This is a genomic window from Neisseria sp. P0001.S005, from assembly GCF_051963715.1.
On record NZ_JBQCTZ010000006.1, the window covers coordinates 21521 to 40860 of the forward strand.

The following is a 19340-nucleotide window of genomic DNA, read 5'->3' on the forward strand; positions in this document are numbered from 1 at the left end:
GTGATTGACAATATGAAACGCTTCAAAAATGCCGTCTGAAAACACAACGGTTTTCAGACGGCATTTCAATACCTTAATAGCTTATCAGTATGAGCTTAAACTAAGCCTTTTTTCTCCAGATAGCTTTCGTAATCGCCCAAGTAGTGTTCATATCCGCCTTTACCATCCAATTCGATGATTTGGGTAGCCAGCGAAGATACAAACTGACGGTCGTGCGATACAAAAATCAGCGTGCCGTTGTATTTTTCCAGCGCCATGTTCAAGGATTCGATGCTTTCCATGTCCATATGGTTGGTCGGTTCGTCCATGACTAAGACATTGGGTTTCAACAGCAACAGTTTGCCGTAAAGCATACGGCCTTTTTCGCCACCGGAGAGAACCTTCACTTTTTTCACGACATCGTTGCTGCCGAAGAGCAAGCGGCCTAAAGTGCCGCGGATGACTTGTTCGTCATCGCCTTCCTGACCCCATTGGCGCATCCATTCGCTCAGGTCCATATCGACGTCGAAGTCGTTTTCATGGTCTTGCGGGTAGTAGCCGACACTGGCTTTTTCCGCCCATTTGATGGTGCCTTCGTCCGGCAGCAGGCCGTCTGAATATTCGGGGTTGTATGCGCCGGCCAAGAGTTTCAGCAAGGTAGATTTACCTGCGCCGTTCGGGCCGATGATGGCAAGGCGTTGGCCTGCTTCAAGGATGAAGTTCAGGTTTTTAAACAACTGGGTTTCAAAACGTTTGGCCAGTTTTTCAACTTCCACTGCCTGACGGTGCAACTTGGCTTTTTCATCGGCTTCAAAACGGATATATGGGTTTTGACGGGTAGAAGGTTTGACTTCGACCATCTCCGATTTGATTTTGTCGGCCTGCTTCAGACGGCTGGTTGCCTGACGGGCTTTGGATTTGTTGGCAGAGAAGCGGGCAACAAATTCTTGCAGCTCTTGCAGTTTCTCTTTGGCTTTGGCGTTGTCTTTTAGGGCGCGCTCACGCGATTGGGCAGAAGCAAGCATGTAGTCATCGTAGTTGCCCGGATAGATGGTGATGGTGTTGTAGTCCAAATCCGCCATGTGGGTGCAGACTTCGTTCAAAAAGTGACGGTCGTGCGAGATGATGATCATGGTGGAGTCGTATTGGTTCAACACGCCTTCCAACCAACGGATGGTATTAATGTCCAAGTTATTGGTCGGTTCGTCCAAAAGCAATACATCTGGTTTGGAGAACAGGGCTTGCGCCAGCAATACGCGCAACTTGAAGCCCGGGGCAACTTCTGCCATGGTCGCATTGTGCAAATCTTCGGAAATGCCCACGCCGCTCAACAATTCGGCAGCGCGTGCTTCGGCGGTGTAGCCGTCGTATTCGGCGAACTTGGCTTCCAGTTCGGCGGCTTTCATGTAGTCGTCTTCGGTGGCTTCGGGGTTGGCGTAAATTGCATCACGCTCAGTCATCGCCGCCCACATTTCTGTATGACCCATCATCACCACGTCCAGCACGCGCATATCTTCGTAGGCAAACTGGTCTTGGCGTAATTTACCCAAACGCACGCCGTTTTCAATTGCTACTTCGCCGGCAGTCTGTTCCAAATCGCCGCCGAGGATTTTCATGAAGGTGGACTTGCCTGAGCCGTTGGCGCCGATCAAGCCGTAACGGTTGCCTTCGCCGAATTTGACGGATACGTTTTCAAACAGCGGCTTTGCGCCGAACTGCATGGTGATGCCGTTGGTAGAAATCATTATTCGTAAAACCTTTATAAATAGAATGTTATAATCGGACGCGATTGTAGCATATTTTTGCAAAGACCTCAGGATTGAGTCCATGGCAAATGTGCCCAATTTCGATACAAGATGAAAACAGACAACGCTTCACGCAAAAATGCGTTGTAGGCAGCCTTTCAGGCCGTCTGAAACGGAGAAACGATATGGAAACGCACAAAATCTATTACGCCGTGATTATTTTGGTATGCGCCGCTTCCATGCTGCTCAGCCCGTTTTTCTATATCCGCCGCACGCGCTCGGGCGCTGAATTACGACGTGCGCCCAGACAGTGGAAACCTATCCTCTTCGCCAACATCATCATGATTGCGGCTTTGTTTGTTTGGTGGAAATGGTTTTAAGGAAAAATAAAAAATGAACAAAATCTGGATCAGCACATTACTACTCACTTTGACAACTGCGGTTTCCGCCGCGCCTATTTTTGAATGTACCGATTCTGCAGGCCGCAAAGTCTATACCCAAGCCGGCGGTAAAAACTGCAAAGCCAGCAATATCGGCAAACCGTCCGTATATACTTCTGCACCTGTTTCAACACCGGCAACGCCGACTTCCCCAAGCAAAACCGAGCAAGCAGAAGAAGCTGTCGCCCCGGTCAATCCGGCTGACGTCGGCGCAGCCAAGCGTGCTTTAGATACCGCCAAGAAAAATCTGGAAGAAGGCAAAAAAGTGCGTTATGGCAATGAGCGTAACTACGCCCGTTATCTCGAACGGATCAACGGTTTGGAAAAAGCCATCCGCTCGGCTCAGGAAAACTATGACGCGGCGCAACACCAGCCTGCATCTCAAGATCCTGTTGCCTATTGATCCTTACCACACCAGCAATGCCGTCTGAAATTTGATGTTCAGACGGCCTTTTCATCTTTTCAATATAACAAAATCGTCTTTATACCAAACAAAGCATTCTTTCCAGTTTTCAGACGGCCTTGTTAAAGTAAGCGTGTATTAAATTCTGACGGTTGCCATTATGTTGTTACTCAAAACGCCCTCTGTATTGCCGGGTTTCAAGCTCAGCCTGGGTTTGACGGTTTTGTGCCTGTCGCTTTTGGTGGTTTTGCCGTTTGCGATGATGGCGGCCAAAGCGGCGGAAATCGGCTGGAGCGGATTTTGGAACACGATTACCGAACCCAATGTCTTGGCGGCCGTCTGGCTGAGCTTGCGGATGTCGTTTTATGCGATGTTGACCAATATCGTGTTCGGTACGTTGGTCGCTTGGGTATTGGTGCGCTACGAATTTCCGGGCAAAGGGTTGGTAAACGCCTTGGTCGATTTGCCGTTTGCGCTGCCGACGGCGGTAACAGGCATTGCGTTGGCAACCCTGTATGCGCCCAATGGTTGGATAGGCCGTTTTTTCGAGCCTTTGGGCATCAAAATCGCCTTTACGCCCATCGGCATTTGGATTGCGCTGATTGTCGTCAGCCTGCCCTTTATCGTCCGCGCCGTGCAGCCGGTATTGGAAGAATTGTCGGGCGAGTATGAAGAAGCGGCGGCAACTTTGGGCGCAAGCCGTTGGACTACGTTCCGCCGCGTCCTCTTGCCTGAAATCACACCGGCCCTGTTGACCGGCGCAGGCATGATGTTTGCCCGCTCTACCGGCGAATACGGCTCGGTCATTTTTATCGCGGGCAATATTCCGATGGTGTCTGAAATCCTGCCCTTGATTATTACCGGCAAACTGGAGCAATACGATGCTCAGGGCGCATCAGCCGTTGCTCTGTTTATGCTGATGATTTCGTTTGTTATCCTGCTGATTTTAAACATTATGCAATGGACTTTAAGCCGCCGCGCCGGAACGAGGGTTTAACAAACAACAGGCCGTCTGAAACATCAAGCAAAAATTTTTCAGACGGCCTAAACGGATACAAGAATAAATAGAGACTTCACTAACATGAAAATCCATTCCACTAATCCAAACTTGAGCGAACCGCGTTGGCTTCGCGTGTTGCTGACCGCTACCGCCTTGGGCTTTCTGCTGCTGATGCTGGTCGTGCCTTTGGTTGCCGTATTCTACGAGGCCTTAAAAGGCGGTTGGGATTTATACCTGCAATCCTTGACCGATCCCGAGGCATGGTCTGCCATCAAATTGACGCTGATTACCGCGCTGATTGTCGTCCCCGTCAATGCCGTATTGGGCGTAGCGATGGCGTGGCTGCTGACCCGTTTCGACTTCCGCGGCAAGCAGTTGCTGACCACCCTGCTCGATTTGCCGTTTTCCGTATCACCCGTGGTGGCCGGTTTAATGTTCGTCTTATTGTTCGGCGCGCACACGGCATTGGGCGGCTGGCTCGAAGCGCAAGGCATACAGATTATCTTCGCCATCCCAGGCATTATTCTGGCGACACTGTTCGTTACCTTCCCCTTTGTCGCACGCGAAATCATTCCTTTAATGCAAGCACAGGGAGACAGCGAAGAACAGGCCGCGCTGATACTCGGCGCAAGCGGCTGGCAGATGTTTTGGCGCGTTACCCTGCCCAACATCAAATGGGCGCTGCTCTACGGCATCATCCTTACCAACGCCCGCGCGATGGGCGAGTTCGGCGCGGTCAGCGTAGTGTCGGGACACATACGCGGCGAAACCAACACCATCCCGCTTTTGGTTGAAATCTTCTACAACGAATACAACTTCACCGGCGCATTCGCCCTCTCCGGCGTATTGGCACTTTTAGCCTTGGCCACATTGCTGGTGCAAAACATCATCACAAAATTACAAGACAAAAAACTCGCCGCCGCCGAAAGGAACGCAGCATGAGCATTACTATTCAACATCTAAACAAACACTTCGGAGCGTTCCACGCGCTGAAAAACATCAACCTCAACGTCCCCACCGGCAAACTCGTTTCCCTGCTCGGCCCATCAGGCTGTGGCAAAACCACGCTCCTGCGCATCATCGCTGGGCTGGAAAACGCCGACGGCGGCCAAATTCTCTTTGACGGCCAAGACGTAACCGCCAAGCATGTGCGCGAGCGCAAAGTCGGTTTCGTATTCCAACACTACGCCCTCTTCCGCCATATGAACGTGTTTGACAACGTTGCCTTCGGTTTGACCGTATTACCCAAGTCCGAACGCCCGTCCAAAGAACAAATCCGCGCCAAAGTCGAAGAACTGCTCAAACTCGTGCAGCTCTCCCACCTCGCCAAATCCTATCCGCACCAACTCTCCGGCGGTCAACGCCAGCGCATCGCCCTTGCCCGTGCCCTCGCCGTTGAACCGAAACTCCTGCTTTTGGACGAACCCTTCGGCGCGCTGGATGCCAAAGTGCGCAAAGAATTGCGCACTTGGTTGCGCGATATTCATCACAACTTGGGCATAACCAGCATTCTGGTTACACACGACCAAGAAGAAGCCCTCGAAGTTTCCGACGAAATCGTCGTCATGAACCACGGCAAAATTGAACAAACCGGCAGCGCCGAAGCCATTTATCGCAAACCTGAAAACGCCTTCGTTACCGAGTTTCTCGGCGAAACCGACGCATTTGAAGGACGCATCGAAAAAGGCATCTGGCATTACCACGGTTTCGAATGGAAATTGGACGCACACTACAAATGGCAGGAGCAAACCGCCATCGGCTATATCCGTCCGCACGAATGGCAGCTTGCTGCCGAACATGAAACACCGATGATCCGCGCCGAAATCGAAAAAATCCACGCCGTCGGCGCATTGACGCATATTTTGGTGAAACACGATAAACAAGACGTGCATATCACGCTGGCAGGCAGCGATACCGCGCGTTACCAAATCGCCGAAGGCAAAGAATTGAGGCTGATTCCGAAACAGGTTTATGTCTTTTCTCAAAACGAGCTGATTGAATATTCGATTTGAGACTAAAGCATAAGGCCGTCTGAAAATCTGCTTTCAGACGGTCTTTCATCTTATTCAAACCTGCCAATCAATCGGCTCTAAACCATGTGCCTGCAAATAAGCGTTTGCCTGCGAAAAATGTTTGCAGCCGAAAAAGCCGCGATATGCCGATAAAGGCGAAGGATGCGGCGCAGTCAGCACCAAATGACGGTTGCGGTCGATAAACACGCCTTTCTTCTGCGCATGGCTGCCCCACAGCATAAAGACTAAATGCTCGCGTTCCTTATCCAATTGTCGGATGACTTCATCGGTAAACGCCTCCCAGCCCAAAGTCGCATGAGAATGCGCCAAACCGGCGCGGACAGTCAACACCGTATTCAACAGCAACACGCCCTGTTCCGCCCAATGCTGCAAATAGCCGTGTTGCGGAATCTGAAAGCCCTCAATATCCGTCGCCAACTCTTTATAAATATTGACCAACGACGGCGGCACCGCAATTTCAGGTTGCACGGAAAACGCCAAACCATGAGCCTGACCCGCACCGTGATACGGGTCTTGCCCCAAAATCACTACTTTTACATTTCCGAATTCAGTCATCCGAAAAGCATTGAATACGTCACGCTCAGGCGGATAAATGGTTATCCCCGCCTGCCTTTCATGGCGTACCTTCTCCAAAATCGTTTGAAAATACGCCTTTTCTTTTTCCGCACCAATTGCCTCGTGCCAAGTCTGCATTATTTACCGCTCCGTATTTGAATAGACTTATTATAACTGGAATAATTTTCAACCTTAGCCTTTTCATTTTAAGCCGTTGCCATTATGATAAGGATTATCAAAAGATTATTAAAAGGATATACCGTATGACGATATGGTTTGTTGCCGCCGCCGTTGTTCTGATTGTCGAATTGTTTATCGGAACGGTTTATCTTTTGGTGGTCAGCGTAGCACTGGTCGCTGCCGGAATCATGTACGGATTAAGCGGACACTTTTCTGCCGCAGTTTTGACCGCCGCCATCATCAGCGCACTCGGTATCTGGCTGGTACACGGCCGTCTAAAAAACCGGTTGGCTCCCCAAGCGCTCAACGATGATTTGGATATTGGGCAAAACGTCCGCATCCTACGTCACCTGCATGACAATATTTACGAAGTCGCCTACCGCGGCACACACTGGCAGGCGCAAGCCGAACGGCCCCAAGATACTTTTCAGACGGCCTCAAGTGCAGTCATTACTGCCAAAAACGGTAATCTGCTGATTATCCGCACACTCTCCCAACCATCATTATAAGGAAACATTATGGAATTTCTGCTCAGCCCCATCGTCCTCTTCTTCATCGTCGTTGTTGTTTTTGGTTTCAAATCCTTTATCGTTGTGCCGCAGCAGGAAGTTTATGTGGTCGAACGATTGGGCCGTTTTCACAAAGCGCTGACCGCAGGTCTGAACATCCTTATCCCATTTATCGACCGTGTCGCCTATCGTCATTCGCTGAAAGAAGTTCCTTTGGATGTTCCCAGCCAAGTCTGTATTACCCGCGACAACACTCAGCTGACTGTGGACGGCATTATCTACTTCCAAGTTACCGATCCTAAACTCGCTTCATATGGTTCCAGCAACTACATCATGGCGATTACCCAGCTTGCGCAGACAACTTTGCGCTCTGTCATCGGCCGCATGGAATTGGATAAAACCTTTGAAGAACGTGACGAAATCAACAGCATTGTTGTTGCTGCTTTGGACGAAGCCGCAGGCGCATGGGGTGTGAAAGTCTTGCGTTATGAAATCAAAGACTTGGTTCCGCCGCAAGAAATTCTGCGCTCAATGCAGGCGCAAATTACTGCCGAACGTGAAAAACGCGCGCGCATTGCCGAATCCGAAGGCCGTAAAATCGAGCAGATCAACCTTGCCAGCGGTCAGCGCGAAGCAGAAATCCAACAATCCGAAGGTGAAGCGCAAGCCGCCATCAACGCATCAAACGGTGAAAAAATTGCCCGCATCAACCGCGCACAAGGTGAAGCCGAAGCCCTGCGCCTAGTGGCCGAAGCCAACGCCGACGCCATCCGCAAAATCGCCGAGGCTGTCCGCTCAGAGGGCGGTGCTGAAGCCGTCAACCTGAAAGTTGCCGAGCAATACGTTGCCGCCTTCAGCAATTTGGCTAAAGAAAGCAACACGCTGATTATGCCTGCCAACGTTGCCGACATCGGCAGCTTGGTCTCCGCCGGTTTGAAAATCATCGACGGCAACAAGCCTAAAGCGTCATAATAGCGTTCTGACCCAGGCCGTCTGAAAACCCAATACGGCTTTTCAGACGGCCTTTTTATATCGTTCGATTTTTATATGAATACACAAACCATCAAAACCTATCTTGTCGGCGGCGCCGTCCGCGACCATCTTTTAGGCCTGCCCGTCAAAGACCGCGACTGGGTAGTCGTCGGTGCAGATGCGCAAACCATGCTGGCTCAGGGTTATCAGCCGGTTGGCAAGGATTTCCCCGTCTTTCTCCATCCGGACAGCCACGAGGAATACGCCCTCGCCCGTACTGAACGCAAAACCGCCAAAGGCTATGCCGGATTCAGTTTTCATGCCGATAAAGACGTTACGCTAGAACAAGACCTGATGCGCCGCGACCTGACCATCAATGCCATGGCTCAGGATTCAGACGGCACGATCATCGATCCTTTTGGCGGACAACAAGACTTGGCGGCCGGCATCCTGCGCCACGTTTCGCCTGCCTTTGCCGAAGACCCCGTGCGGATTTTGCGTATCGCCCGTTTTGCAGCGCGTTATGGTTTTCAAATTGCCGATGAAACCATGTCGCTGATGCGGCAAATGGTAGAAAACGGCGAAGCGGATGCCTTGGTTGCCGAACGCGTCTGGCAGGAATTGGCCAAAGGCTTGATGGAGAAAAATCCACGCCGAATGATTGAAGTTTTGCGCGAATGCGGCGCACTCAAAGTTTTACTGCCCGAGCTTGATGCCCTTTTCGGCGTACCGCAACGCGCCGACTATCATCCCGAAATCGACAGCGGTATTCATACGCTGATGGTTGTACAACGAGCCGCCAAGATGAACCTGTCCCTCGCCGAACGCTATGCCGCCTTATTGCACGACTTGGGCAAGGCAAAAACACCGGCCGATATACTGCCGAAACACTACGGACACGACGTCAACGGCGTCGAACCCGTCCGCGAAGTCAATCAACGGCTGCGCGCGCCGAAACACTGCGCCGAGCTTGCCGCACTCGTCTGCCGTTGGCACATCATGCTCCATCAAGTCGGGCAATTCAAAAGCAAAACCATTTTGAATGTTTTGAAAAAAACCGATGCATTCCGCCGCCCCGAACGTTTTCAGACGGCCTTAAACGTCTGCGTGGCCGACAAACAAGGCCGTCTGAACCTTGAAGATACCCCCTATCCGCAACGCGAACACTGGCTGGCCTTACTTGAGGCCGCCAATCAAGTAGATGCAGGCAAAATTGCCGCCGAGTGCCGCGCGCAAGGGAAAGCCCATTTAATTGCCGAACAAATCGATCATGCCCGCTTGGCGCAAATTAGGCCGCTACAAAAAGCGTATCAGGCTGAAAAAATAGGAGGCTATTAATGGCATCTTCGCGTTATAAAATCGAGCGTATGCCCGACGGCATTGCCGTATCTGCGCGTGTTGTACATGATTCGCAGGAAATCGGTTTTACCGCGGTATTTCTTATGTTTTCCTTTGCTCTGACATGCATCGCACCGTTTTACCCTGAAGAGCACTATTTCACTAATTTAGAAGCCATTCTCATCCCTTTACTTTTTACTTTCTACTTAGTGGGTTCACTTGTTTACGGCCTTCTTTGGCAACTTTTCGTACGTGAAAACATCAAGATCCGTAACCATACGCTGTCTCATGGTTATACCTTGTTCTCCATTGGGCGTTGGCGTAGTTTCCCGTTGTCAGAAATCTCCGAATGGCATTCTCGTGACCATATTCCCAAAGCTCCTATTGCACAAGGAAGAAAACAGAGGTTGCCAAACGAAAGCCTCTACCAAAATGGTATGAAACGAAAAATTCACAATATTCCCAATATTTTACGTATCCAAAAATGTGAACAAGGCGCATGGTCTTTCGATTATCAGGGAAAAACCATACGTATCGGCGATTTTTTTGATAGCCGCGATTTTCAGGCAGTCAATATTGAATTGAACAGATTTATCCCCACATCCGCCAAAGCTCGTCAACTTAAAGACGCCCTTTGAAACAGCCGCCACGATATCCGCTATAATCCACACCTTGACCATCTTATTTCAACAATAAAAATCATGACTATCCAGACCGATTTACTTCACGAAAAAATCAGCAATGAAGATTATCAACGCCTCATTGTTAAACACAGCGAATCTTTCAGCGACGGCGAAATCCGCCTATTGAATGAGATTTTGGAAAAATTTGAATTTGATGTCGTACAGGAACAAGCATTGGCGCAAGCCGTGATGCAGCAGGTGCGCTTTGACCCCAATGCCTACCACATCGACAGCGACGACGAAGACACAACCGGCATCTGCCCCCACTGCATCAATCCGCCCATGCCGCCCCTGCGCGATTATTTGGTTTGGCGCGAAACACGCGGTTAGGAATTTTCCTAATCGATTTTGATAAGTTATTAACCATTCACTATCAAACAAGGCCGTCTGAACAGGTGTCATCGTTACATTTGTTCAGACGGCCTTTTGTAAATAAATGTTCATGACTAGGATAAATCAGTATAATCTGCGCCGTTTGAATTTTCTTCGGAGCTTTTATGAACCAGCTTAAAACGGCGGTAGCCGGTGCACAGATTTTGTTTGTCGCATTCGGTGCCATGGTGCTTGTGCCGCTTTTGACGGGACTGAACCCGGCTTTGGCATTATTGGGTGCAGGCTTGGGCACCTTGTTGTTCCAATTGGTTACCAAACGTAAAGTGCCGATTTTCCTCGGCTCTTCTTTTGCCTTTATTGCACCGATTATCTATTCCATCGGCGAATGGGGCCTGCCTTCTACCATGTTCGGCCTGTTTGCGGCAGGTTTCATGTACTTTGTCTTTGCCGCGCTAATTAGATGGCGTGGTCTGGATGCGGTACACAAACTGTTGCCGCCCGTGGTTATCGGTCCGGTGATTATGGTAATCGGTTTGTCCGTAGCCGCTGCAGCCAGCAGCATGGCTATGGGTCAGGCGGATGGAAAACAGGTCATCGACTATATCGACTCGCTGATTCTCTCCGGCTTTACCTTTGCGGTAACCGTCATTGTTTCTGTCTTCGGCAGCAAGATGATGAAGCTGATTCCGATTCTGATCGGCGTGGCTTCAGGCTATGTGTTGGCTTTGATCATGGGCTTGGTCGATACCAGCGCCATCATCAACGCTCCTTGGTTTGCCGTCCCTCATTTTGAAACGCCTCAAGTCAATTGGCAGGCTGCCTTGTTTATGTTGCCCGTTGCCATTGCCCCGGCTATCGAACACATCGGCGGCATTATGGCCATCGGTAATGTGACCGGCAAAAACTACACCAAAGACCCGGGCTTGGACAAAACCCTCGCCGGCGACGGCTTGGGCGTGTGCGTGGCCGGTTTGATTGGCGGCCCTCCTGTGACCACTTACGGTGAAGTAACCGGAGCGGTGATGATTACCAAAAACAGCAACCCCGTCATCATGACTTGGGCAGCAATTTTTGCGATTTTCATGGCGTTTTTCGGTAAATTCAACGCGTTTTTGGCTTCGATTCCTATGCCGGTTATGGGCGGCATTATGTTGCTGCTGTTCGGTACAATCGCCTCTTTGGGCATCAAAACATTGATTGATGCAAAAGTCGATTTGATGCAGCCGAAAAATCTGGTTATCGTCAGCTCCGTATTGACAACCGGTATCGGCGGCATGATTATCAAAGTAGGTACTTTGAGCTTCGCCGGTGTAGGTTTGTGCGCCGTATTGGCCATTATCCTGAACTGCGTTTTGCCCAATACAAAATCAGAAGAAGCATAAATAGCTGGTTCATAAACTCAAAGGCCGTCTGAAAATAAGGTTTCAGACGGCCTTTTTATTACGCTTTATACAATGAAAAATGCCAGAGACTTTATCATCTCCGGCATTTTTGAATAAGGTGGCGAGCCGAACCCCCGGCACTGGCTCATCAGAGTGGGCTGCTGGCTTCCGCCCCTGACCCGGTGTTCCGAATTACCATGCGGGGAGACCCGCCATAGAAGAAACGCATTATAGCGGTTTTACAGAAAAACTCAAGCGATAAAATCTATCAGGCCGTCTGAAAACCATTTACACGACAAGATTGTAAACAATATTACCTAGTTGCAAATCATTCCCATTGAAATGTTTATCGTCTTTTCCGTTGAAAAATATCGAAAATTACACTACATTAACACTTTACGGCATCAAGAAGAAATTGCATTTTTCAGACGGCCTTTAATATAAAAACATTACATCCATCAACGGAACACAACCATGACCACGACTACTGCCCCTCAGCGTATTCGAGAAATTCCCTATAACTATACTTCTTATACCGACCGCGAAATCGTCATCCGACTGTTGGGCGACGAAGCGTGGCAAATCCTGCAAGACCTGCGCGGTCAACGGAAAACAGGACGTTCGGCACGAATGCTGTTTGAAGTATTGGGCGATATTTGGGTGGTCGTGCGCAATCCGTATCTGGTCGATGATTTGCTGGAGCACCCAAAACGCCGCGCCGCGTTGGTACGCGAAATGCGCCACCGCTTAAATGAAATCCGCAAACGCCGCGACGATAATCCGCAAGTCGATGTATTGGTGGCGGCGGCGGAAAAGGCGGTCGAGCGTTTTGACGGCAGTTTTGATGAAACCAGCCAAAAACGCCATCAGATTTTGGAACGCTTAAGCAAAATCACCAAGCCGCACAACATCATGTTTGACGGCTTGGCGCGGGTAACACACGTTACCGATGCAACCGACTGGCGCGTCGAATATCCGTTTGTCGTCGTCAATCCTGATACCGAGGCAGAGATCGCTCCTTTGGTGCGCGCTTTAATCGAATTGGACTTGGTTATTATCCCGCGCGGCGGCGGTACGGGTTATACCGGTGGCGCAGTACCTTTGGACGCAAACAGCGCAGTCATCAATACCGAAAAACTCGACAAGCATCGCGGCGTCGAATACGTTGAGCTGGCAGGTTTGGACGGCAGACATCCGATTATCCATTGCGGCGCAGGCGTAGTAACCCGCCGAGTGGAAGAAACCGCGCATCAGGCAGGTTTGGTGTTCGCCGTTGATCCGACTTCCGCCGATGCGTCTTGCGTGGGCGGTAATGTGGCGATGAATGCAGGTGGCAAAAAAGCCGTACTGTGGGGTACTGCCTTGGATAACCTCGCCTACTGGAACATGGTCAATCCTCAAGGCGAATGGTTGCGTATTGAACGCGTGCGCCACAATTTTGGCAAAATCCATGATGAAGAAACCGCCGTGTTTGACGTACATACGCTGGATTCAGACGGCCGCAATATCGTCAATACCAAACGTTTGGAAATTCCCGGTCACAAATTCCGCAAAGTCGGTTTGGGCAAAGACGTTACCGACAAATTCTTGAGCGGCCTGCCCGGCGTGCAAAAAGAAGGTACGGACGGCATCATCACCAGCGTTGCCTTCGTATTGCATAAAATGCCGAAATACACGCGCACCGTGTGTATGGAATTTTTTGGTACGGTCGCCACCGCCACGCCGTCCATTGTCGAAATCCGCGACTTCTTGCTCGCCCACGACAGCGTACGACTGGCCGGTTTGGAACATTTAGACTGGCGTTACGTCCGTGCCGTCGGTTACGCCACCAAAGCGGCAGGCAAAGGCCGACCTAAAATGGTCTTGCTGGCAGACGTGGTTTCCGACGATGAAGCCGCCGTGCAGGCAGCCGCCGAACACATTTGCGAACTCGCCCGCGCCCGCGACGGCGAAGGCTTTATCGCCATATCTCCCGAAGCCCGTAAAACCTTCTGGCTTGACCGCAGCCGCACTGCCGCCATCGCCAAACACACCAACGCCTTTAAAATCAACGAAGACGTGGTGATTCCGCTGGAGCGGCTGGGCGAGTATTCGGACGGTATCGAACGCATCAACATCGAGCTTTCCATCCAAAACAAACTCACCCTGTGCGCCGCATTGGAGCAATATCTTTCGGGCAAACTCCCCATCGACAAAATGGGCACGGACCTGCCGACCGCCGAACTTTTGGGCGAACGCGGCAAACACGCCCTTGCCCACGTTTCCGCTGTCAAAGCGCGTTGGGAATGGTTGCTTGCTAACTTAGACGCACCACTTGCCGACTATAAAGTCCGCTATGGCGCAGCCGTCCACGCCGCGCCCGAAGCCAAAGACAATGAAAGCTGCTTTATTGCCTTCCGCGATTTCCGCCTGCGCGTGTCTGTCAAAGCAGATGTAATGAAGCCGCTTTCTGAAATCTTCAGCGGCAAAACCGACACCAAAATTATCCAAGGCTTGGGCAAAATCCATGCCAAAACCGTACGCAGCCGCGTCTTCGTCGCCCTGCATATGCACGCCGGCGACGGTAACGTCCACACCAACATTCCGGTTAACTCAGACGATGCCGAGATGCTTCAGACGGCCTATCGTTCGGTCGAACGCATCATGAAAATCGCCCGTTCGCTCGGCGGCGTAATTTCCGGCGAACACGGCATTGGCATCACCAAGCTCGAATTTTTGACCGATGAAGATTTGCAACCGTTTTGGAACTACAAAAACCAAGTCGATCCGAAACATACCTTCAACCGTCACAAACTGATGAAAGGCTCGGACCTGCGCAACGCCTATACGCCGTCTTTCGAGCTTTTGGGGGCGGAATCTCTAATTATGGAAAAATCAGACCTCGGCACCATCGCCGATTCCGTCAAAGACTGTCTGCGCTGCGGCAAATGTAAACCTGTTTGCTCTACTCACGTTCCGCGTGCCAACCTGCTGTACAGCCCCCGAAACAAAATTCTCGGCGTAGGCTTGCTGACCGAAGCCTTCTTATACGAAGAACAAACCCGTCGCGGCGTTTCCGTCAAACATTTTGAAGAACTGATGGACATCGGCGACCACTGCACTGTGTGCCACCGCTGCGTTAAGCCTTGCCCTGTCAACATCGACTTCGGCGACGTTACCGTAGCCGTCCGCAACTACCTTGCCGATTCCGGCCACAAACGCTTTGCGCCTGCGGCTTCAATGGGCATGGCATTTTTGAACGCCACCGGCTCAAAAACCATCAAAGCCCTTCGCGCCGCCATGATACAGACCGGCTTCCCTGCGCAAAACTTTGCCTACAAAATCGGCAAGCTTCTTCCGATTGGCACTAAAAAGCAAAAAGCCGAACCGAAAGCCACCGTCGGTACCGCCTCAATCAAAGAACAGGTTATCCACTTCATCAACCGTCCTTTGCCGAAAAGCGTGCCTGCCAAAACTCCGCGCTCCATGCTGGGCATAGAAGACGACAAGAGCATCCCCATCATCCGTAATCCGGCTTCTCCGGAAGATGCCGAAGCCGTGTTCTACTTCCCAGGTTGCGGCTCTGAGCGTCTGTTCAGCCAAATCGGACTTGCCGTTCAAGCCATGCTCTGGCATGTCGGTGTACAAACCGTCCTGCCACCCAGCTATATGTGTTGCGGCTATCCGCAAGATGCTGGCGGCAATAGGGCCAAAGCCGAAGAAATGAGCACCAACAACCGCGTAGCTTTCCACCGTATGGCAAACACCCTCAACTACCTCGACATTAAAACCGTCGTCGTCAGTTGCGGTACCTGCTACGACCAACTGGAAAAATACCGTTTTGAGGAAATCTTCCCAGGCTGCCGTATCATCGATATCCACGAATATCTGCTTGAAAAAGGGGTGCAACTAAACGGCGTGAAAGGTCAGCAATACCTCTACCACGACCCTTGCCATACCCCAATCAAAACCATGAATGCCACCCAAATGGCCAGCAGCCTGATGGGACAGAAAGTCGTCTTAAGCGACCGCTGCTGCGGCGAGTCCGGTATGTTTGCCGTCAAACGGCCAGACATTGCCACTCAGGTCAAGTTCCGCAAACAAGAGGAAATTGAGAAAAACCTCAAAGAGCTGCCGCAGGGCGAACCTGTCAAAATGCTCACCTCCTGCCCAGCCTGCCTGCAAGGCCTGAGCCGCTATGCCGACGACAACAATATGCCTGCCGACTACATAGTCATTGAAATGGCGAAACACATCCTCGGCGAAAACTGGCTGGATGAGTTTGTGAAAAAAGCCAATAACGGCGGTGTAGAAAAAGTATTGCTCTAAGGACTTAGACAAAAACTTGTGGCTGTAATAAAGGCCGTCTGAAAATCTTTCAGACGGCCTTTTTATTCAAAAGAATCAAAATACAATAATCAAATCAAATACCTTTACAAAAGCAGTATTCAATAAAAAATAAAACCTGAGGCTTTTATCCCCCAGGTTTTATTTTCAAGTCTTATGCTTTTTCTTGCTGACGTTTTCTTTCTGCCATCATCTCATGCAATGTTTGCTTGGCAGGTTTCATCGGAACATGGTTATTGGTCCAGCTTAACTGCTTGCTTGGCGTCAATACACGGAATTTGGTAGCAGCCCAGCCGAATGCTCGATAAGCTTTACTGCCGCTGAAAATACCGTTAAACGTACGCCATGCCATTTGTTCGCCGAAAGTATGCGATGCACCTTGACCACGGATAGGATGTGGAACGGTTTCGGTTGGCGAACGTTGCGCTTCAACACGCAGACGTTGCATTTGTTCGGTAATCGGAATGCGTACCGGACAAACTTCGACACAGGCGCCGCACATGGTACACGCAGTCGGCAGATCGCGTGTCGCATCCAAACCTAACAAATGCGGAGAGATAATCTCGCCAATCGGGCCGGGATAAGTCGTACCGTAAGCCGCGCCACCGATACGGGTATAAACCGGACAGTGGTTCATACACGCACCGCAACGGATACATTGCAAGGTACGGCGCATTTGATCTTCGGCATATGCTTGGCTTCGGCCGTTATCAAGCAGTACCAAGTGCATTTCCTGCGGACCGTCCAGCTCTTCGCTACGGCGAGGGCCGGTAATCATATTGAAATAAGTGGTAATGTTCTGACCAATGGCGGAGCGTGGCAACAGGCTGTACAAAGGCGGAACATCCGACAGCTTCGCAACCACTTTTTCAATACCGGTAATGGCGATGTGCACAGGCGGTACAGTGGTACTCAAGCGGCCGTTGCCTTCGTTTTCGACCAGACACAAAGTGCCTGTTTCTGCAACGGCAAAGTTCACACCGCTCAAACCGACATCGGCAGTGCTATAAATATCACGCAAGGCTTTACGCGCAAATCCGGTCAGCTGGTCTACATCGTCTGTTAATGGAGTGCCAAGGTTTTGATGGAAAAGCTCGCTAACCTGCTCTTTGGTCTTGTGAATGGCAGGCATCACGATATGGGTTGGTTTCTCGCCAGCCATTTGAACGATAAACTCGCCCAAGTCGCTCTCAACTGCTTTGATGCCTTGGTCTTGCAGATAATGGTTCAGCTCAATCTCTTCGCTGACCATAGATTTGCCTTTCACCATCAGCTTGCCGTTTTTATCGGTAATGATGTTGTGAATGATTTGGCAGGCTTCGGCCGGTGTTTCCGCCCAGTGGACTTTAACGCCCAGCTTGGTCAGGTTTGCTTCTAATTGTTCCAATAATGCAGGTAATTTGGACAACGAACGTTGACGGACATGCTCACACAGGTCACGCAGGCTTTGCAGCTCTTCTTCATCTGTCAAAACAGCTTTGCGCTTGGTCATCAGCATATCCATCGCTGTGCGCAAGCTTTTACGCAGAGGCTTGTCTTGCAAAGAAATCGCGGCGTTTTGCTTGAATGTTTCCGGCTTCATATGGAATTTAATGGTTTGGGAACTCATGCTTTTTCCTCCAAATCGGCAGGGGAAATGTGATCAGGCAGAACGGCCAAAACCACCAAATCGCGCGGGCCGTGTGCACCATAGGCCAAAGTCAATTGAATATCGGCAGTCTTAGACGGGCCGGAAATCAAAATAACGTTGGTAGGCATGCCTTTTTCTACCAGTTTTTCGCCTTCAACAGCATTATGGAATTCGTTGTACATTTTGCTGGTGTCAAACAGGCAGAAATGCACGGGCGGTACCAAACTAAGACTGCGCGGCTCGACCGTGCTGGACTCCAGCATAATCGTACCGGTACGGGCAATACCACATTTAGAGCCGCTAAATCCGGCCTCAATATCTGCAAAGAATTCGTTTTTCCAGTCGTCGATTTTTCGCTCAAAACCGCGCGGTTCGATATCGGTATCGGCCAAAGCTGCACGGGCCAGCTGACCATGTTCTGTTTCCAATGGGAGCAGAATGTTTTTCAAGCCTTTGCCTTCGGCTGCTTGACGGAATACTTGCGGCCAGTTGGATTTGGTAACCCAATAGATTTCCGTTTTTACGGCACGCATGGCAGCCGCCCAATGTTTCAAACGCTCGACATCGTTTGCCCAAGAAACACCCATTTCACGGTAATAATCGAAAACCGGCGGCTCTTCCATCGGCAAGGCATCGGCTTTTTTCAGTTTCGCTAAAATATTTTCGCGCGCGCTCATGCTTTACCTCCGGTACGTTCCAACAGGAAAGATGCAATATGTTTCGGACGTGGCATATTGGGTTCGTCTTTGGCAATTTTGCCACCGATATTCATCATGCAGCCGCAGTCCGCGCTGATGATTTCAGTTGCGCCTGTTTCTTTCAGGGCTGCAACTTTGTCGGTTACCATCGCACCGGAAATATCAGCTTGTTTCACAGAGAATGTACCGCCAAAACCGCAGCACTCGCTTTCATGGTCGTGAACGATACGTTCAACATTTTCCATGCCGTCGATCAGCTGCCAGCCTGACAAATGTACATTCATCTCGCGACGCGCCGCGCAGGAAGTATGGACAGCCACTTTAACCGGCTCGCCTTTATCTTCAGGTTTGTAACCAATCGCCAGCAGGAAGTGGGTAAATTCAATGATACGGTTGGCGCAATCAATGGCTTTTTGTTCGTACTCGGTGCCTTTGAACAAAGTCGGCCAGTGGTGTTTCATCATGCCGCCGCAAGAACCAGAAGGCACGACAATAGGCCAATTTTCAGGGAATAAATCCAGTTGCGCTTTGGCAACATCAAAGGCTTCTTTAGGATGACCTGACGAATAGGCCGGTTGACCGCAGCAGCTTTGCTCCATCGGATAATGGATACGAATGCCCTGTTGTTCGATTAAAGTAATGGCATCCATGCCTGCTTCAGGCATGAAAAGGTCGAGAACGCAAGTACCGAAGAAATAAGCATCGGTTGGCTTGCTGTCGAATACAGTGATTTGTGGTGGTTTGATTGCGCTCATTTTTTAGAACGGGACAACCCGTTTTCTTGTGTAAAAATAAGATGGATACTTTAAGTAATTGCTTGTAATGGGTCAAGTCTAATTTTAAAAAATAATATTAAAAAAGCATGACAAACCAGACAAACACCTTTTCCTTATTAACTTGATAATCTACATAATAACCACTATCAATAAGAAAACTGATGGATTCATTTTTTAATGAATGAAGCTCGTACATTCTCTCTTTATTTAAAACACAATAACTGCCTCTTTATAGAATCTTGATTTACATCAGAAGTCATGAACTTAATCTCTATGACTCATTTTTAAACAAAATAAGCGACCCATTATGCTGTACATATGTTTCAGACGGCCATATTGGAATAAAAAGATGTCTAAG

17 protein-coding genes and 1 other RNA gene are annotated in these 19340 nt (G+C 50.1%); 12 read left to right on the top strand and 6 right to left on the bottom strand.

Going from position 1 to position 19340, the window contains the following annotated elements:
* Positions 1-95: 95 nt before the first annotated feature.
* A complete protein-coding gene (locus ACTHSP_RS01930) occupies positions 96-1724 on the bottom strand; it encodes an ABC-F family ATPase (protein ID WP_003683571.1) in 1629 nt (542 codons plus the stop codon).
* A gap of 185 nt (positions 1725-1909) precedes the next feature.
* Here ACTHSP_RS01930 and ACTHSP_RS01935 point away from each other — a divergent pair, with 185 nt between their 5' ends.
* The 5 genes from ACTHSP_RS01935 (at position 1910) to ACTHSP_RS01955 (ending at position 5579) form a co-directional block, all read left to right on the top strand.
* On the top strand, positions 1910-2104 hold the full coding sequence (locus ACTHSP_RS01935; protein WP_036491242.1) for a hypothetical protein: 195 nt from the start codon (positions 1910-1912) through the stop codon (positions 2102-2104).
* A gap of 13 nt (positions 2105-2117) precedes the next feature.
* A complete protein-coding gene (locus ACTHSP_RS01940; protein WP_314513556.1) occupies positions 2118-2567 on the top strand; it encodes a DUF4124 domain-containing protein in 450 nt (149 codons plus the stop codon).
* Positions 2568-2727: 160 nt separating this feature from the next.
* Complete coding sequence (cysT, locus tag ACTHSP_RS01945) at positions 2728-3564, top strand: sulfate ABC transporter permease subunit CysT (RefSeq protein ID WP_314513558.1); 837 nt, start codon at positions 2728-2730, stop codon at positions 3562-3564.
* Positions 3565-3648: 84 nt separating this feature from the next.
* Positions 3649-4509, top strand: coding sequence for a sulfate ABC transporter permease subunit CysW (gene cysW, locus ACTHSP_RS01950; protein WP_314513560.1), 861 nt, complete (start codon positions 3649-3651; stop codon positions 4507-4509).
* Entirely contained in the window at positions 4506-5579 is a 1074-nt protein-coding gene (locus ACTHSP_RS01955; RefSeq protein WP_314513562.1) for a sulfate/molybdate ABC transporter ATP-binding protein, read from the top strand. Before cysW ends, ACTHSP_RS01955 begins: the two co-directional genes overlap by 4 nt.
* A gap of 54 nt (positions 5580-5633) precedes the next feature.
* Here the strand turns inward: ACTHSP_RS01955 and ung are convergent, their stop codons facing one another.
* Positions 5634-6293 carry a uracil-DNA glycosylase gene (gene ung / locus ACTHSP_RS01960; RefSeq protein WP_440345518.1) on the bottom strand — a complete coding sequence of 220 codons (660 nt, stop codon included), beginning with the start codon at positions 6291-6293 and terminating at the stop codon, positions 5634-5636.
* A gap of 125 nt (positions 6294-6418) precedes the next feature.
* Between ung and ACTHSP_RS01965 the strand changes: the two genes are divergently transcribed.
* The 6 genes from ACTHSP_RS01965 to ACTHSP_RS01990 all read left to right on the top strand — a co-directional run bounded on the left by ACTHSP_RS01965 (position 6419) and on the right by ACTHSP_RS01990 (position 11552).
* The gene (locus ACTHSP_RS01965; RefSeq protein WP_314513566.1) at positions 6419-6844 is read left to right on the top strand and encodes an NfeD family protein; all 426 of its coding nucleotides are present in this window, start codon (positions 6419-6421) and stop codon (positions 6842-6844) included.
* A 9-nt stretch (positions 6845-6853) separates the two neighbouring features.
* A complete protein-coding gene (locus ACTHSP_RS01970) occupies positions 6854-7816 on the top strand; it encodes an SPFH domain-containing protein (RefSeq protein ID WP_003683281.1) in 963 nt (320 codons plus the stop codon).
* Between the two features lie 75 nt (positions 7817-7891).
* Complete coding sequence (locus ACTHSP_RS01975) at positions 7892-9154, top strand: multifunctional CCA addition/repair protein (protein WP_314513568.1); 1263 nt, start codon at positions 7892-7894, stop codon at positions 9152-9154.
* Entirely contained in the window at positions 9154-9792 is a 639-nt protein-coding gene (locus tag ACTHSP_RS01980; RefSeq protein WP_314513570.1) for a hypothetical protein, read from the top strand. Before ACTHSP_RS01975 ends, ACTHSP_RS01980 begins: the two co-directional genes overlap by 1 nt.
* A 63-nt stretch (positions 9793-9855) precedes the next feature.
* The gene (locus tag ACTHSP_RS01985) at positions 9856-10167 is read left to right on the top strand and encodes a hypothetical protein (RefSeq protein ID WP_036490806.1); all 312 of its coding nucleotides are present in this window, start codon (positions 9856-9858) and stop codon (positions 10165-10167) included.
* A 167-nt stretch (positions 10168-10334) separates the two neighbouring features.
* Complete coding sequence (locus tag ACTHSP_RS01990; RefSeq protein ID WP_003679234.1) at positions 10335-11552, top strand: uracil-xanthine permease family protein; 1218 nt, start codon at positions 10335-10337, stop codon at positions 11550-11552.
* Between the two features lie 117 nt (positions 11553-11669).
* Here ACTHSP_RS01990 and ffs read toward each other — a convergent pair.
* Positions 11670-11766: signal recognition particle sRNA small type (ffs, locus tag ACTHSP_RS01995), an RNA gene on the bottom strand.
* Between the two features lie 260 nt (positions 11767-12026).
* Between ffs and ACTHSP_RS02000 the strand changes: the two genes are divergently transcribed.
* Positions 12027-15860, top strand: a complete 3834-nt coding sequence (locus ACTHSP_RS02000) for a DUF3683 domain-containing protein (RefSeq protein ID WP_440345519.1) — start codon at positions 12027-12029, stop codon at positions 15858-15860.
* A 172-nt stretch (positions 15861-16032) separates the two neighbouring features.
* Here ACTHSP_RS02000 and ACTHSP_RS02005 read toward each other — a convergent pair whose 3' ends face one another.
* The 3 genes from ACTHSP_RS02005 to ACTHSP_RS02015 are packed head-to-tail and all read right to left on the bottom strand — an operon-like array spanning position 16033 to position 18961.
* Positions 16033-17487, bottom strand: coding sequence for a LutB/LldF family L-lactate oxidation iron-sulfur protein (locus tag ACTHSP_RS02005; RefSeq protein ID WP_314597963.1), 1455 nt, complete (start codon positions 17485-17487; stop codon positions 16033-16035).
* Positions 17484-18185: a LutC/YkgG family protein gene (locus tag ACTHSP_RS02010; protein ID WP_107867384.1), complete on the bottom strand. Its 702-nt coding sequence runs from the start codon at positions 18183-18185 to the stop codon at positions 17484-17486. The genes ACTHSP_RS02005 and ACTHSP_RS02010 overlap by 4 nt, the downstream gene beginning before the upstream one ends.
* The gene (locus tag ACTHSP_RS02015) at positions 18182-18961 is read right to left on the bottom strand and encodes a (Fe-S)-binding protein (protein WP_049323225.1); all 780 of its coding nucleotides are present in this window, start codon (positions 18959-18961) and stop codon (positions 18182-18184) included. Before ACTHSP_RS02015 ends, ACTHSP_RS02010 begins: the two co-directional genes overlap by 4 nt.
* Positions 18962-19340 lie beyond the last annotated feature (379 nt).

Excerpts from the sequence above, each read along its gene's own strand:
- ACTHSP_RS01980 (WP_314513570.1), top strand. The coding sequence starts at position 9,154 with ATGGCATCTTCGCGTTATAAAATCGAGCGTATGCCCGACGGCATTGCC.
- ACTHSP_RS01940 (WP_314513556.1), top strand. The coding sequence starts at position 2,118 with ATGAACAAAATCTGGATCAGCACATTACTACTCACTTTGACAACTGCG.
- cysW (WP_314513560.1), top strand. The coding sequence starts at position 3,649 with ATGAAAATCCATTCCACTAATCCAAACTTGAGCGAACCGCGTTGGCTT.
- ACTHSP_RS01955 (WP_314513562.1), top strand. The coding sequence starts at position 4,506 with ATGAGCATTACTATTCAACATCTAAACAAACACTTCGGAGCGTTCCAC.
- ACTHSP_RS01990 (WP_003679234.1), top strand. The coding sequence starts at position 10,335 with ATGAACCAGCTTAAAACGGCGGTAGCCGGTGCACAGATTTTGTTTGTC.
- ACTHSP_RS02005 (WP_314597963.1), bottom strand. The coding sequence starts at position 17,487 with ATGAGTTCCCAAACCATTAAATTCCATATGAAGCCGGAAACATTCAAG.
- ACTHSP_RS01935 (WP_036491242.1), top strand. The coding sequence starts at position 1,910 with ATGGAAACGCACAAAATCTATTACGCCGTGATTATTTTGGTATGCGCC.
- ACTHSP_RS01930 (WP_003683571.1), bottom strand. The coding sequence starts at position 1,724 with ATGATTTCTACCAACGGCATCACCATGCAGTTCGGCGCAAAGCCGCTG.
- ung (WP_440345518.1), bottom strand. The coding sequence starts at position 6,293 with ATGCAGACTTGGCACGAGGCAATTGGTGCGGAAAAAGAAAAGGCGTAT.
- ACTHSP_RS02015 (WP_049323225.1), bottom strand. The coding sequence starts at position 18,961 with ATGAGCGCAATCAAACCACCACAAATCACTGTATTCGACAGCAAGCCA.
- ACTHSP_RS02000 (WP_440345519.1), top strand. The coding sequence starts at position 12,027 with ATGACCACGACTACTGCCCCTCAGCGTATTCGAGAAATTCCCTATAAC.
- ACTHSP_RS01965 (WP_314513566.1), top strand. The coding sequence starts at position 6,419 with ATGACGATATGGTTTGTTGCCGCCGCCGTTGTTCTGATTGTCGAATTG.
- ACTHSP_RS01985 (WP_036490806.1), top strand. The coding sequence starts at position 9,856 with ATGACTATCCAGACCGATTTACTTCACGAAAAAATCAGCAATGAAGAT.
- ACTHSP_RS01970 (WP_003683281.1), top strand. The coding sequence starts at position 6,854 with ATGGAATTTCTGCTCAGCCCCATCGTCCTCTTCTTCATCGTCGTTGTT.
- ACTHSP_RS02010 (WP_107867384.1), bottom strand. The coding sequence starts at position 18,185 with ATGAGCGCGCGCGAAAATATTTTAGCGAAACTGAAAAAAGCCGATGCC.
- cysT (WP_314513558.1), top strand. The coding sequence starts at position 2,728 with ATGTTGTTACTCAAAACGCCCTCTGTATTGCCGGGTTTCAAGCTCAGC.
- ACTHSP_RS01975 (WP_314513568.1), top strand. The coding sequence starts at position 7,892 with ATGAATACACAAACCATCAAAACCTATCTTGTCGGCGGCGCCGTCCGC.